Raw genomic sequence first — 13,210 nt, 5'->3', positions numbered from 1 at the left:
CAGCTCCCCAAAGTACCAGTTGGGCAATAGGCGCACAGTAACTACCGAAAGTCGAGTCACTGTGCAGCTGCAATGCGCATCTTTTTCGCGCCAAGCGCGACCAAATGTTATTGCGCCGGCTGAAGCTCGGCCGCTTGGAAGCGATAGGTGGTCGAGCAGAACTCGCAGGTGACCGATATCTCGCCATTTTCCTGGCTGGCCTCGATCTCCTCGGCGGTGAAACCCTGCAGCACGTGACCGATCTTTTCCCGCGAGCAGCTGCAGCGGTCGAAGACGGCGCGCGGTTCGTAGACGCGCACGCCGCGCTCGTGGAACAAGCGGAACAACAGCCGCTCGGTGCCGACCTGCGGATCGGTCAGTTCATCGGCATCGATGGTCTCGACCAGCGAGCGGGCTTCGACCCAGGCGTCGTCCTCGCCATGCGGGCGGTCGCCGGTGTCGCCGTCACCGCCGTGGAGATCGGGCTGGCGCATGCGCTCCGGCGCCTCCGGCAGGAACTGGGCGACGAGGCCGCCCGCCCGCCAGCGATGGCGCGGCTTGCCGGCGTCATCGCGGTCGAAGAGTTCGGCCGCGGCAAGGCGCACGCGCGTCGGGATCTGTTCCGACTGGCGGAAATAGACACCGGCGATCTCCTCGAGCGAGGTGCCGTCGAGCGCGACGATGCCCTGATACGGCTGGGCGAACTTGCCCTGATCGATAGTGAAGGCGAGCACGCCCTTGCCGAGCAGCTGCTCCGGCTCGGTCTCGCCTGCCGCAACGGCCTTGTCGAGCAGCGCCCGATCGAAACGGGCATAGGCGCGCACATTCTCCGGCGTCGAGAAATCGGCGACGAGGAGATCGACCGGGCCGTCGCCCTTGGTCTGCACCGTGAATTTGCCTTCGAACTTCAACGAGGTGCCGAGCAGCACCGTCAGCACGACGACTTCGGCGAGCAGCCGGGCGACGGGTGCCGGATAATGATGGCGCTCAAGGATGGCATCGAGCATCGGGCCGAGCTGGACGGCGCGGCCGCGCACATCCAGACCTTCTACCTGAAAGGGGACGACATGGTCATCGCCGGCGAAATCGAACTGGCCGAGGGCGGCTGCAGCTTCTGCCATGGCTTTCACTCCTAGTTTTCAAGCGAAGGGTCAGCGTGCCCCTCGCTCGCGCGGCCGCAAGTCTCCGACGCGCGGCGTCCGATTATGGTTCAGATCGCGCCCAGGCACCAAGCAAGAATCGACTTCTGCGCATGAAGACGGTTTTCCGCCTCATCGAAGACCACGGATTGCGGGCCGTCGATCACGTCATCCGTCACTTCCTCACCGCGATGCGCCGGCAGGCAATGCATGAACAATGCATCGTTGCCGGCCTTGGCCATCAAGGCCGCATTGACCTGATAAGGCTGGAAGACATTGTGACCCCGGGCCCGATGTTCCTGATTCATGGAGACCCAGGTATCGGTCACCACGCAATCGGCGCCTGCGACCGCACGGTCGGCATCATGGCAGAGCATGATTTCGGCGCCCTCATTGCGGGCCCAGTTCAGATAGTGATCCTTGGGTTCGGAACCAAGAGGCACGGCCATGTTCATGCGGTAGCCGAAGCGCGCCGCCCCTTCCACCAGCGAATGCAGCACATTGTTGCCGTCGCCGGTCCAGGCGATGGTCTTGCCCTTGATCGGGCCGCGATGCTCTTCGAAGGTCATGATATCGGCCATGATCTGGCAGGGATGGGTGTCGTCCGTCAGCGCATTGATCACAGGCACGGTCGCATGCTCGGCAAGCTCCAGCAGCCTGGAATGCTCGGTGGTGCGGATCATGATCGCATCGACATAGCGCGACAGCACCTTGGCGGTGTCGCCGATCGTCTCGGCGCGGCCGAGCTGCATTTCGGTGCCCGACAGGAAAAGCGTTTCGCCGCCGAGCTGGCGCATGCCGACGTCGAAGGAGACGCGGGTGCGCGTCGACGGCTTCTCGAAGATCATCGCCAGCATCTTGCCGGCGAGCGGCTTGTCGCCCGTGCCGGCCTTGAAGGCCTGCTTGCGGGAAAGCGCATCATTCATGATGGTTCTGAGGTCGGCCGATGTGACGGCCGAAAGATCGAGGAAATGTTTAGGAGCCATGTTCTTACCTGTCGCGCGCCCGAAGGCGGCAATCCCTTTCAAGCCGTCTTCTTGATCTTGGCGACGCGGACGCTCTCGGCGGCGCGCTCGAGACGTACGAGCCCCTCGCGGGCTTCCTCGGCGGTGACGACGAGCGGCGGAAGAAGGCGGATGACGTTGTCGCCGGCCGGCACGCCGAGCAGATGCGCGGCGCGTATCGCCTGCAGCAGTTCGGCCGAGGGAACGGCCGCCTTGACGCCGAGCAGCAGCCCCTCGCCTCTGATATCTTCGATCACATCGGGATAACGATCCTTGAGCGATGCCAGCCCCTGACGGAGGACGAGCGCGACGTCGCGCACCTGCTGCAGGAACCCATCGGCGAGAATGACGTCGAGCACGGCGCTGCCGACGGCCATGGCGAGCGGATTGCCGCCATAGGTCGAACCATGGGTGCCGGCCTTCATGCCGGAGGCGGCTTCGGCCGTTGCGAGGCAGGCGCCGAGCGGAAAGCCGCCGCCGATGCCCTTGGCAACCGCCATGATGTCAGGCGTGATGCCGGACCATTCATGGGCAAAGAGCTTGCCGGTGCGACCGACGCCCGTCTGGACCTCGTCGAGGATCAGCAGCAGGCCCTTTTCGTCGCAGATCTGACGAAGCGCCTTCATGAAGTCTGGAGTCGCCGGACGCACGCCGCCCTCGCCCTGCACCGGCTCAATCAGAATGCCGGCCGTGGCATCGGTGATCGCGGCGCGCACCGCTTCGATGTCGCCGAAAGCCACCTGATCGAAACCCGGCGCCTTGGGACCGAAACCTTCGAGATATTTCTCCTGGCCGCCGGCGGCGATCGTCGCGAGCGTGCGTCCGTGGAAGGCGCCCTCGAAGGTGATGATATGGAAACGCTCGGGATGGCCCTTGGAATACTGATAGCGGCGGGCCGTCTTGATCGCGCATTCGAGCGCCTCGGCGCCCGAATTGGTGAAGAACACCTTGTCGGCGAAGGTGGCGTCCGTCAGGCGTTTGGCGAGGCGCTCCTGGCCAGGAATCTCATAGATGTTGGAGAGGTGCCAGACCTTGTCGGCCTGCTCCTTCAACGCGGCAACCACATGCGGATGGCTGTGGCCGACGGAGGTGACGGCGACGCCGGCGCCGAAATCGAGGTAACGCTCGCCGCCTTCGGTGATCAGCCACACGCCCTCGCCTCGCTCGAACCGCAACGGGGCGCGAGAATAGGTGTCATAAAGCGGCGCGGCTTCAGCCATAGCGCGGGTCTCCCGGTCAGCGTTGTCAGGCACGGACTCCGGCTAAGAAAACCGCGCCCGAAAAATCAAAAATGCCGCCTTTCGGCGGCAGGCGGTACTATTTCCTTTTCGCGCTGCAATGTCAACAAAACTGCGCCCTTAGCGCATGCAGCAAGCTTGTACAGCGGCATTTCCCGCCTTCAACAGGCATTATTGCAGAAATGACACGCAGGGGCAGCAAGTTGGGGAAAACTCGGAATTCGATTCATCCGGATTCCCGCGACTCTTGTCACGGAGTCAGCCTCACACTAGGTTAAAGTTCAATTACTAGACTGCATGCGGCGGAACTAGTCACCAAAATTGATCAAGCGTTTCTTGTTTCGGAGGCTTCCGGGACAACGGTGAGGGATTCTGCCATCACCAACGCAAAAGGTGGAGACAGGGCATGAACTGGACAGACGAGCGGGTCGAGAAACTCAAGAAGCTTTGGTCCGAAGGGCTGAGCGCCAGCCAGATCGCGGCGCAGCTTGGCGGGGTCAGCAGAAATGCCGTTATCGGCAAGGTGCACAGGCTGAGCCTTCCGGGCCGTGCCAAGGCCGGCGGCACGACCACCGCGGCGCGCACACCGAAGCGCCAGACATCAGCGCCACGGGCGCCGAACTACGCCTCCCGGATCACCACCCGCACCGTGACCCGCCAGCAGGGCGCAACGATGCTGAAGGAAGAGATCGAGGTCGATGGCGTCGAGGAAATGGACTATGTGCCGGCCGGCAACGTGGTCGTGCCGATTTCCCGCCGCCTCGGCCTGACGGAGCTGACCGAACGCACCTGCAAGTGGCCGGTCGGCGATCCGCTCAAGGACGACTTCCACTTCTGCGGCTGCGAATCCCCGGACAATTCGCCCTATTGCAGCTATCACCAGAAGCTTGCCTACCAGCCGGTCAACGAACGCCGCCGGGCGGCCGCTCGGGTGAGCTGAGGGGCGATCGCCGGACATGAAAAACGGGCCGAGCGGCCCGTTTTTTATTGGTTCGCGCCAATAGCGCCGCTCATTCAGCGTCGACCACCGGTCTCGACCCGTCCTTCGGCCCCCGCTTACATGCCGCAACGTCTCGATTCCCTCTTCTCCCCTGCGGGGAGAAGGTGCCCGTAGGGCGGATGAGGGGCCGGCGAAGCCGGTCCTTCCCAACAATGCCATGTGAACTTCGGTCGTGTTGGGCGCTTGCCGTTGACGTGATGGGATAGGTGATGACGGGAGGGTGTGCCGTGTGGCCCCCTCATCCGCCTGCCGGCACCTTCTCCCCGAGGGGAGAAGAGATTTGCCGCACTCTTTCCGTTCCCCACCAACCTCTCATGGGGCACGTCCCCTCACCCCGTCCGTGTTCGGGAGCTCAAGCTTCCATCGAATAACCGGCGCCACGGACGGTGCGGATGACGTCCTGCATGTTGGAGAAGTTCAGCGCCTTGCGCAGGCGGCCGACATGGACGTCGACGGTGCGTTCGTCGACATAGATATCGTGGCCCCAGACGCCATCGAGCAGCTGTGAGCGGGAGAAGACCCGGCCCGGCGACGACATCAGGAATTCCAAGAGGCGGAATTCGGTCGGGCCGAGGCGGACTTCGCGGCTCTTGCGATGGACGCGATGGGTTTCGCGGTCGAGCTCGATATCGCCGCACTTCAGCACCGAGGACAGCACCTCGGGGCGTGCACGGCGCAGCATCGCCTTGACGCGGGCGACGAGTTCGGGAGTCGAGAAGGGTTTGACGACGTAATCGTCGGCGCCGGTCGACAGGCCGCGGACGCGCTCGCTCTCCTCGCCGCGCGCCGTCAGCATGATGATCGGCAGCCGCTCGGTTTCCGGCCGCATGCGCAGGCGCCGGCAGAGTTCGATGCCGGAGACGCCGGGCAGCATCCAATCCAGGATGAGAAGGTCGGGCGTGCGTTCCTGCAGCCTGATTTCGGCCTCGTCGCCACGCAGAATGGTATCGACTTCGAAGCCTTCGGCTTCAAGATTATAGCGAAGAAGTACGCTGAGCGCTTCCTCGTCTTCAACAACTGCGACTCTCGGGATCATGCGTGTCCGTCTCCTCGCACACGAGCCTTAAACCGGGGGCGATTTAAACAGGCGTCCTGCGCAAATTCAGAAATTGGCTGCGACCTCTTTGCGCGCCCCGAACGGGCGCGCACGCAATCGATTGATCGGAAGATTATTCCGTCGCGGCGCCGACGGTGTTGGCGCTGTCATCCTTCGGGCGATCGCCTTCCGGCTGCGCGCCCGTCGCCATGTAATAGATCGTCTCGGCGATGTTGGTGGCATGGTCGCCGATGCGCTCGATGTTCTTGGCGCAGAAGAGCAGATGCGTGCAGCTCGTGATGTTGCGCGGATCTTCCATCATATAGGTCAGGAGTTCGCGGAACAGCGAGGTGTACATCGCGTCGATTTCGTTGTCGCGCTCGCGGATAGCGGTCGCCTTGTCGGCGGCCCGTGTCGTATAGACGTCGAGCACTTCCTTGAGCTGGACGAGCGCCAGCTCGGAGAGATGCTCGAGGCCGCGGGCGAGCTTGCGTGGAACGCCGGTGCTCTGGACGGCGATAACGCGCTTGGCGGTATTCTTGCCGAGGTCGCCGACGCGTTCGAGATCGGCGGCGATGCGGATCGAACCCATGATCTCGCGCAGGTCCGAGGCCATCGGCTGCCGGCGGGCGATGGTGACGATCGCCTTGTCGCCGATTTCGCGCTCGGTGTGATCGAGGATCACGTCGTCGGAGATGACCTTCTGCGCCAGCGCGGTATCGCCATTGACCAGCGCACGGACGGATTCGGCGACCATCTGTTCGGCCAGGCCGCCCATTTCGGAAATCCGCCTGGAGAGGAACTTCAGATCATCATCATAGGCAGAATAAATATGTGTCGATGCCATGGGGCTTTGTCCTCGAATAAGGGGAAGGCTTCGGATGGCCGCAATCAGCCGAAGCGACCCATGATGTAGTCCTGGGTACGCGGATCATCCGGATTGGTGAACATCTTGTCGGTGTCGTTCTCCTCGACGAGATTGCCGAGGTGGAACATGGCGGTGCGCTGCGAAACGCGCGCGGCCTGCTGCATCGAGTGCGTGACGATGACGATCGTGTAGTTCTCGCGCAGCTCGTGGATGAGCTCCTCGACCTTGGCGGTGGCGATCGGGTCAAGCGCCGAGCAGGGTTCGTCCATCAGGATAACCTCAGGGCTGACGGCGACGGCGCGGGCAATGCACAAGCGCTGTTGCTGACCGCCGGAGAGGCCGGTACCGGATTCATGGACGCGATCCTTGACCTCATTCCAAAGGCCGGCGCGCTGCAGGCTGGTCTCGACGATCTGGTCGAGGTCGGCCTTCGACTTGGCTAGGCCATGAATGCGCGGGCCATAAGAGACGTTTTCATAGATCGACTTCGGGAACGGGTTCGGCTTCTGGAACACCATGCCGACGCGGGCGCGTAGTTCGACGACGTCGATATCCGGATCATAGATATCGTCGCTATCAAGCGTGATCTTGCCGGTGACGCGGCACCCCTCGATCGTGTCGTTCATGCGGTTGAGGCTCCGCAGGAAGGTCGACTTGCCGCAGCCCGACGGGCCGATCAGGGCGGTTACGGTGTTTTCGCGAATGTTCAGGTTCACGTCGAAAAGCGCCCGCTTTTCGCCGTAGTAAACCGAGACATCCTGTCCGATCATCTTATACGGGACGTTGCTCATCTTCTGATCCAGCGCCTTTTCAACTGCAGCTTCCGTCAACATGTTCATGATGTTTAACTCCGTTTACCAGCGGCGCTCGAAGCGACGACGCAAGAGAATGGCACCCATGTTCATGGCGACCAGGAACAGGAGCAGGACGATGATGGCACCCGAAGTACGCTCAACGAAGGCGCGTTCGGCCTCGTTCGCCCACATATAGACCTGCACCGGCAGGGCCGTCGAGGGCTCGAGCGGCGTCGTGGGCGCATTGGCGACGAAGGCGACCATGCCGATCAGGAGCAGCGGCGCGGTCTCGCCGAGCGCATGCGCCAGGCCGATGATGGTGCCGGTGAGAATGCCGGGCATGGCAAGCGGCAGGACATGGTGGAACACCATCTGCATCTTCGAGGCGCCGAGGCCCAAGGCGGCGGCGCGGATCGAGGGCGGCACGGCGCGCAATGCGGCGCGGGTCGCGATGATGATCGTCGGCAGCGTCATCAGCGTCAGCACCAGGCCGCCGACCAGCGACGCCGAGCGCGGCAGACCGATGAAGTTGATGAAGACGGAAAGGCCGAGCAGACCATAGACGATCGACGGGACGGCGGCGAGGTTGTTGATGTTGACCTCGATCAGGTCCGTCAGCCTGTTCTTCGGCGCGAACTCTTCGAGATAGATCGACGCCGCCACACCGATCGGCAGCGACAGCACGAGCACGATCAGCATCAGATAGAGCGATCCGATGAGGGCGACGCCGAGGCCGGCGGCTTCGGGACGGCTGGAATTGCCGTTGACGAAAAGGCCGCTGTTGAACTGCTTCTGAAGCGCGCCGTCCGCCTTCAGCTGGTTCATCCAGGCCACCTGCTTGTCGTTGACCTTGCGGTTCTTCTCATCGACGGAGAGATCGATCTGGCCCTTGTTGGCGCTGTCGACATTGGCGTCGGCGAGCAGGGTGACCTCGACCGTCTTGCCGATGATCGAGGGATCGGCGACGACCAGATCACGCAGCTGGATCGGCGCGCTCTTGGAGAGCATCGCGGTTGCGTCGCGCACGTCGGGACGGCTCGAGGCGTTGATGTTCAGCTGCTTGACGATCGCTTCGCGCAGCAGAACCGGATAATTGGCCGCGACCAGCACGGAAGGATCGGTCGCCCGCTTGTTGTTGGGGTCGATCGTCTTCTCCGTGAATTCGATCGGCAGGGTGATCGTCGTCTGCTGGAAGGCGGTGTAGCCCTTGCCGATCACCGTCCAGAGCAGGACAAAGAGGAAGATGAGGCCGAAGGCGATGGCGGCGATGCCATAGGCCTGGAACCGGCGCTCGGCGGCGTAGCGCCGCTTGATGCCGATATCGCGGCGGGCGGGCGCCTTGGAAACGGTGACGCCGGCGGGAGAAACAATATCCGTCATTCGTACTGCTCCCGGTATTTGCGCACAATGTAGAGCGCATAGATGTTGAGGCAAAGCGTGATGCAGAACAGCGTGATGCCAAGCGCGAAGGCAACCAGTGTCTGCGGCGAGGTGAATTCAAGGTCGCCTGTGAGCTGATTGACGATCTTGACGGTCACCGTGGTCATCGGTTCGAAGGGATTGATCTGGATGCGGGCGGCAACACCCGCGGCCAGCACGACGATCATGGTTTCGCCGATGGCGCGCGAGGCGGTCATCAGCAACGCGCCGACGATGCCGGGAAGAGCGGCCGGCAGCACCACCTTTTTGATGGTTTCGGAGCGGGTGGCGCCGAGACCGAGCGAACCGTCACGCAGCGCCCGCGGCACGGCGGTGATGATGTCGTCCGACAGCGAGGAGACGTAGGGGATCAGCATGATGCCCATGACGATACCGGCCGTCAGAACGCTCTGCGCCTGGATGAAGCTGCTGTAGTTGCCGGAGAGCAGGCCGCTGATCTGAGCGGAGAAATCGCGCAGGAACGGGCCGACGGTGACGAGGGCGAAGAAGCCGTAGACGATCGTCGGAATGCCGGCGAGCACTTCGAGCAGCGGCTTGGAGATCGAACGCACCTTCGGCGAGGCGTATTCGGCCATATAGATGGCGGCGAAGAGGCCGACCGGAACGGCGACCAGCATCGCCACCAGGCCGATATAAAGCGTGCCGAGCAGAAGCGGGACCAGGCCGAATTGGCCGAAGGACGAGCTGCCGGCGCCGGCAAAGCGCGGGTCCCAGACGGTGCCGAAGAAGAATTCGCCGGCGGGAACGACGGCAAAGAAGCGCGCGGCCTCCGACAGCATCGACAGCACGATGCCGATCGTCGTCAGGATGGCGATCGAGGAGGCGAGCAGCAGGCCCCAGAGCATGACGCGCTCGACGCGGTTGCGGGCGCGGAAGCGCGGCGTGATCGCGCGCAGCGCATAAAGGGCGCCGGCAACGGCCAGAACGAAGACGATCGCGGTCATGGCGAGGCGGCTCGTCAGGCTCATGGCGTTGAGCTTTTTGGCGGCCTCGACCATGTAAGGCTGCGGCTGACCGGCGAGCGGCACGCCCTTTTCGCTGAGCTTGGCCTGCAGGGCGGCTGGGTCGTTTGCCACCGCGGCGGCTTCGTCTGATGTCAGCATCGTCAGTCCGCGGGCGACCGTCGCCACCATCGAATAGCTCAGATCCTGTTCGACGGCGGCCTGGGCCTTGACGTCGTCAGGGAAGGCGCCGCGAACCGAAGACTGGATGATGCCGGGGCTGACGGAGAGCCAGACGCAGAGGACGATCAAGGCGGGAAGGACCGTCCAGATAGCGGCATAGGCGCCGTAATAGGCCGGTCGTGAATGCAATGCGGAGGACCTGCCTCCGGCAAGTGCTGCGGCACGGCTGCGGGCAACCAGATAGGCGGCCGCGCCGATCACCACAAGGCACAAAAGTATGACGGATGTGCTCATTCGTTACGTCCCCAGGCCCACGGCCCCCAAAAAGCGCGGCGGCTTCATCAGCCTGCCTGCGGCTTCCAATCATGGAGAAGGAATTCAAACCCTGCATCGGATACTGGCGCGCAGGGACATAAAGTAATGCCGGCGCGGGCTACGAGAGCGCCGCGCCGGCAAGGTTATTACATGGACTTGCCGGCTTCGACAGCCTTGCGGATCGCTTCGCGCTCGGCATCCGGAGCGGCAACCAGGCCATATTCAGCCAGCGGGCCGTCGGGGCCGATCATCTGGTCGGATACGAAGAAGTTGACGTATTCCTTCAGGCCCGGAACGGCACCGAGATGTGCCTTCTTGACGTAGAAGAACAGCGGTCGGGAAACCGGGTAAGTGCCGTTGGCGATCGTTTCGACGGACGGAACGATGCCGTTCACCGTAGCGACCTTGAGCTTGTCGGCATTGTTTTCATAGAAGGAAAGGCCGAATACGCCGACGCCGGTCTTGTTGGCGGCGATGCGTGCGAGGGTTTCCGGATAGTCGCCGTCGATGTCGACTGCAGCGCCGTCCTTGCGGACTGCGACGCAGGCCTTGGTCTGGGCAGCCTTGTCGGAGATTTCCTTGGCGATGACATCGAGAGCGCCGGAAGCCTTGCAGCCGGCGGCCAGGACGTTCTGTTCGAAGACTTCGCGCGTGCCGTGCTTTTCGCCCGGAATGTAGGCGGCGATATCAACAGCGGGGAGCTTCGGGTTGACTTCCGACCACTTCTTGTAGGGGTTGGCGACGAGCTTGCCGTCGACGACAACCTGGGCAGCCAGCGCCTTGTAGATGTCGGCGGGAACGTAAGCGACATCGGGGTTGCCGGAATCGGTTGCGAAGACGATGCCGTCATAACCGATCTTGACCTCCTGGATGTCCGTTACGCCGGCTGCCTTGCAGGCTTCGGCTTCGTTCTTGTTGATCGGGCGCGAAGCGTTTGCGATGTCGATGGTGTCTTCACCAACGCCCTTGCAGAATTCCTTCAGACCAGCACCCGTGCCGCCGGATTCGACGACCGGGGTCTTGAACTGGGTGAAGGTCTCGCCGAAGGACTCGGCAACGATCTTGGCGTAAGGCAGGACGGTGGACGAACCAGCAACCTGGATCTGGTCACGGGCGGCGGCAGCGCCAGCGAAGGCAGCAGTTGCAGCGAGCGCGGCAACGGTGAGCTTGAAGGTGTTCATTTGAATCTCCCGGGCATTGGGCTTGTGTGAGTGCGGCCTATCGAGAGGCCCTCGCAGTTCCTTTTTTCATCGGCGGGACTCTCTTAGCGCTGTAAGCACCGTCCTTTTATGTCAAATCCGTGAAACATTTGTGACAGTTTAACATATTGATTTATAACGATAAATTTTATGGACCCCGCCTGAACGTGTCGACGGTTGGCAAAGTTTGGATCGCCGCTCGACCTTGCATTGCAAGTCTACCACACGTGACCGGCGGTTGCGGAAAGGCATCCTGGCCCTTCCCGCCTGCATTCTTTCATTCAGGTCCACCCGTGGGATCTGCCCCTCATCCGCCTGCCGGCACCTTCTTGGATAAGAAAAATGTAGGATATTGATGCTTGCCGGGCGGGTGGCCGCCCGCCCGGCAGCTGGTTGTCGGATCGTCACCTTCTTAGCCGTTTGGGGCTGTGGGGAGCAGGATCGCAACCGGCTCTTCATCTGGCCCGTGTGGTTGCAGGAACCTTGGGGTTCGTATCCAAGACAGGGACGACGAAGATGACCGATAATAGCATGATCTGTGCCGGAATCGATGTCGGCAAAAGCCATCTCGACATTGCCCTTCATCCCAGCCGCGCAAGGCTGAGGGTCACTTATGACGCTGCTGGCCTGAAGGCGCTTGACGCCTTTCTTCAAGAGCATGACGTCAGCCGCATCGGCTTCGAAGCCTCCGGCGGCTATGAATGGCGGTTGCTGGCGCATCTGCGGGCCGGCAAGCGGCCGGCGGCGCGTCTGCAGCCGGCGCAATTGCGCTTCTTCGCCAAGAGCCGGCTCAAGCGAGCCAAGAACGATCGCCTCGATGCCGTGCTGATTGCGCTCTTCACGGCAAGCCTCGAGCAGTTGCCGGCGCTGCCGGACGCACGCTTCGACAAACTGGCCGCCGAACTGACCTATCTGGAACAGATCGAGCAGCAGATCGCCCTGGTCAAGACCTTTGCCGAGACCGCCTTGTCGGAGGCGATCAAGCGCCGTCATGCGCGCGAGGTCGCCCGCCTCGAAACCTGCCGCAAGGCCCATCTGCTGCGGCTCGAAAAGACGGTTCGCGACGATTGCGACCTTTCGCAACGGCTCGATCTGCTGACCTCTATCAAAGGCATCGGGCTGCGCAGCGCCCTGTGCTTGATCATTCGGCTGCCCGAACTCGGCCATGCCAGCCGCGCCGAGATCGCCGCCCTTGCCGGCGTCGCACCCTATGACGACGATAGCGGAAAATATCACGGCAGACGCCGCATCCAGGGTGGTCGCGAACGCCTGCGAAAGAGCCTGTTCATGTGCGCATTCACGGCAACCAGGCACAATCCGGATCTCGCCGCTTTCTACACGCGCTTGCGTCAGAGCGGAAAGGAGCACCTGTGCGCCGTTATAGCCGTCGCCCGAAAACTCATCGTTCTCGCCAACACAATCCTCTTTCGCAAGACCGAATGGACGCCACAACACCGCAAGAATTAAACATGGTTGCTCCCCGTTTTGACGGGGAGAAGGGAATATGCCGCGACCTCTCCGTCCCACCCAATAACTCTCGACAGGGCACGTCCCTTCTCCCCGTCATTACGGGGAGAGGGTTAGGGTGAGGGGCAATCGCACGACATGCCATCGTTATTCACGCACGGCTGGAAAGAACCGCAAATCCATTGCCTCGACGCGTTCGACCAGCCGCCCGTCGCAGATCGCAACGATGGTGTCCAGCACAGATGGCAGCGCGCTCAGTACATCTACGTTCCAGAAACGAACCACCGACCAGCCATTGCCGGTCATGAAGGCATCCCGGATTCCATCCCGTCGGCTGTCCGCATGTTGGCTGCCATCAATCTCGACCACGAGCCGCAGTTCCCGGCAGGCAAAATCTGCAAAGTAGGGACCGATCGGCATTTGCCGCACGAACTTGTTTCCGTTGAGGCGGCGGTCGCGCAGTTCCTTCCACAACTTGTCCTCTGCGTCGTTATCCGACTGGCGCAGGGATCGCGCTCGGGCGATGGTTTTGGGTTTGGAACCTCTCATTGACGTTTTTCCTTGTGACTTGCCGCTCATCTGGGTGCCGCCACCTTCTCCCCGTAAA

At 62.4% G+C, this 13,210-nt stretch carries 12 protein-coding genes; 2 read left to right on the top strand and 10 right to left on the bottom strand.

Annotated elements, in window-relative coordinates; translation table 11 throughout:
• Positions 1-107 precede the first annotated feature (107 nt).
• From J0663_RS11345 to J0663_RS11335, 3 genes are all read right to left on the bottom strand, one after another.
• A complete protein-coding gene (locus J0663_RS11345) occupies positions 108-1,100 on the bottom strand; it encodes an Hsp33 family molecular chaperone (protein ID WP_207240452.1) in 993 nt (330 codons plus the stop codon).
• An 89-nt stretch (positions 1,101-1,189) separates the two neighbouring features.
• The gene (gene argF, locus J0663_RS11340; protein WP_207240451.1) at positions 1,190-2,104 is read right to left on the bottom strand and encodes an ornithine carbamoyltransferase; all 915 of its coding nucleotides are present in this window, start codon (positions 2,102-2,104) and stop codon (positions 1,190-1,192) included.
• A gap of 38 nt (positions 2,105-2,142) precedes the next feature.
• Complete coding sequence (locus J0663_RS11335) at positions 2,143-3,342, bottom strand: aspartate aminotransferase family protein (protein ID WP_207240450.1); 1,200 nt, start codon at positions 3,340-3,342, stop codon at positions 2,143-2,145.
• A gap of 424 nt (positions 3,343-3,766) precedes the next feature.
• Here J0663_RS11335 and J0663_RS11330 point away from each other — a divergent pair, with 424 nt between their 5' ends.
• Positions 3,767-4,300, top strand: coding sequence for a GcrA family cell cycle regulator (locus tag J0663_RS11330; RefSeq protein ID WP_207240449.1), 534 nt, complete (start codon positions 3,767-3,769; stop codon positions 4,298-4,300).
• Positions 4,301-4,712: 412 nt separating this feature from the next.
• Here J0663_RS11330 and phoB read toward each other — a convergent pair whose 3' ends face one another.
• The 6 genes from phoB to J0663_RS11300 all read right to left on the bottom strand — a co-directional run bounded on the left by phoB (position 4,713) and on the right by J0663_RS11300 (position 11,118).
• Positions 4,713-5,396 (bottom strand): phosphate regulon transcriptional regulator PhoB, encoded by a 684-nt coding sequence (gene phoB, locus J0663_RS11325; RefSeq protein ID WP_004672768.1) that lies wholly within the window; start codon positions 5,394-5,396, stop codon positions 4,713-4,715.
• A 133-nt stretch (positions 5,397-5,529) separates the two neighbouring features.
• Positions 5,530-6,243 carry a phosphate signaling complex protein PhoU gene (gene phoU / locus J0663_RS11320; RefSeq protein ID WP_096764942.1) on the bottom strand — a complete coding sequence of 238 codons (714 nt, stop codon included), beginning with the start codon at positions 6,241-6,243 and terminating at the stop codon, positions 5,530-5,532.
• A gap of 44 nt (positions 6,244-6,287) precedes the next feature.
• A complete protein-coding gene (gene pstB / locus J0663_RS11315; RefSeq protein WP_064800556.1) occupies positions 6,288-7,103 on the bottom strand; it encodes a phosphate ABC transporter ATP-binding protein PstB in 816 nt (271 codons plus the stop codon).
• 15 nt (positions 7,104-7,118) lie between these two features.
• Positions 7,119-8,438 carry a phosphate ABC transporter permease PstA gene (pstA, locus tag J0663_RS11310; protein WP_207240448.1) on the bottom strand — a complete coding sequence of 440 codons (1,320 nt, stop codon included), beginning with the start codon at positions 8,436-8,438 and terminating at the stop codon, positions 7,119-7,121.
• Positions 8,435-9,916: a phosphate ABC transporter permease subunit PstC gene (gene pstC, locus J0663_RS11305; RefSeq protein WP_207240447.1), complete on the bottom strand. Its 1,482-nt coding sequence runs from the start codon at positions 9,914-9,916 to the stop codon at positions 8,435-8,437. The genes pstA and pstC overlap by 4 nt, the downstream gene beginning before the upstream one ends.
• 167 nt (positions 9,917-10,083) lie before the next feature.
• Entirely contained in the window at positions 10,084-11,118 is a 1,035-nt protein-coding gene (locus J0663_RS11300; protein ID WP_207240446.1) for a substrate-binding domain-containing protein, read from the bottom strand.
• Between the two features lie 534 nt (positions 11,119-11,652).
• On the opposite strand from J0663_RS11300, the gene J0663_RS11295 reads away from it, so the two are divergent.
• Positions 11,653-12,603: an IS110 family RNA-guided transposase gene (locus tag J0663_RS11295; RefSeq protein ID WP_207240445.1), complete on the top strand. Its 951-nt coding sequence runs from the start codon at positions 11,653-11,655 to the stop codon at positions 12,601-12,603.
• A 147-nt stretch (positions 12,604-12,750) separates the two neighbouring features.
• On the opposite strand, the gene J0663_RS11290 is transcribed toward J0663_RS11295, so the two are convergent.
• Positions 12,751-13,152 (bottom strand): endonuclease domain-containing protein, encoded by a 402-nt coding sequence (locus tag J0663_RS11290; protein ID WP_207240444.1) that lies wholly within the window; start codon positions 13,150-13,152, stop codon positions 12,751-12,753.
• Positions 13,153-13,210: the final 58 nt, after the last annotated feature.

The organism is Rhizobium lentis (assembly GCF_017352135.1).
Taxonomy (GTDB): domain Bacteria; phylum Pseudomonadota; class Alphaproteobacteria; order Rhizobiales; family Rhizobiaceae; genus Rhizobium; species Rhizobium lentis.
The sequence above is the reverse complement of the archived record's forward strand: the minus strand, read 5'-3'. Positions and strand labels throughout refer to the sequence as shown.

Bases quoted from the DNA above. Each gene is read 5' to 3' on its own strand.
- J0663_RS11345 (WP_207240452.1), bottom strand. From the start codon at position 1,100: ATGGCAGAAGCTGCAGCCGCCCTCGGCCAGTTCGATTTCGCCGGCGAT.
- phoU (WP_096764942.1), bottom strand. From the start codon at position 6,243: ATGGCATCGACACATATTTATTCTGCCTATGATGATGATCTGAAGTTC.
- pstA (WP_207240448.1), bottom strand. From the start codon at position 8,438: ATGACGGATATTGTTTCTCCCGCCGGCGTCACCGTTTCCAAGGCGCCC.
- argF (WP_207240451.1), bottom strand. From the start codon at position 2,104: ATGGCTCCTAAACATTTCCTCGATCTTTCGGCCGTCACATCGGCCGAC.
- pstB (WP_064800556.1), bottom strand. From the start codon at position 7,103: ATGAACATGTTGACGGAAGCTGCAGTTGAAAAGGCGCTGGATCAGAAG.
- J0663_RS11290 (WP_207240444.1), bottom strand. From the start codon at position 13,152: ATGAGAGGTTCCAAACCCAAAACCATCGCCCGAGCGCGATCCCTGCGC.
- J0663_RS11300 (WP_207240446.1), bottom strand. From the start codon at position 11,118: ATGAACACCTTCAAGCTCACCGTTGCCGCGCTCGCTGCAACTGCTGCC.
- J0663_RS11330 (WP_207240449.1), top strand. From the start codon at position 3,767: ATGAACTGGACAGACGAGCGGGTCGAGAAACTCAAGAAGCTTTGGTCC.
- J0663_RS11335 (WP_207240450.1), bottom strand. From the start codon at position 3,342: ATGGCTGAAGCCGCGCCGCTTTATGACACCTATTCTCGCGCCCCGTTG.
- pstC (WP_207240447.1), bottom strand. From the start codon at position 9,916: ATGAGCACATCCGTCATACTTTTGTGCCTTGTGGTGATCGGCGCGGCC.
- J0663_RS11295 (WP_207240445.1), top strand. From the start codon at position 11,653: ATGACCGATAATAGCATGATCTGTGCCGGAATCGATGTCGGCAAAAGC.
- phoB (WP_004672768.1), bottom strand. From the start codon at position 5,396: ATGATCCCGAGAGTCGCAGTTGTTGAAGACGAGGAAGCGCTCAGCGTA.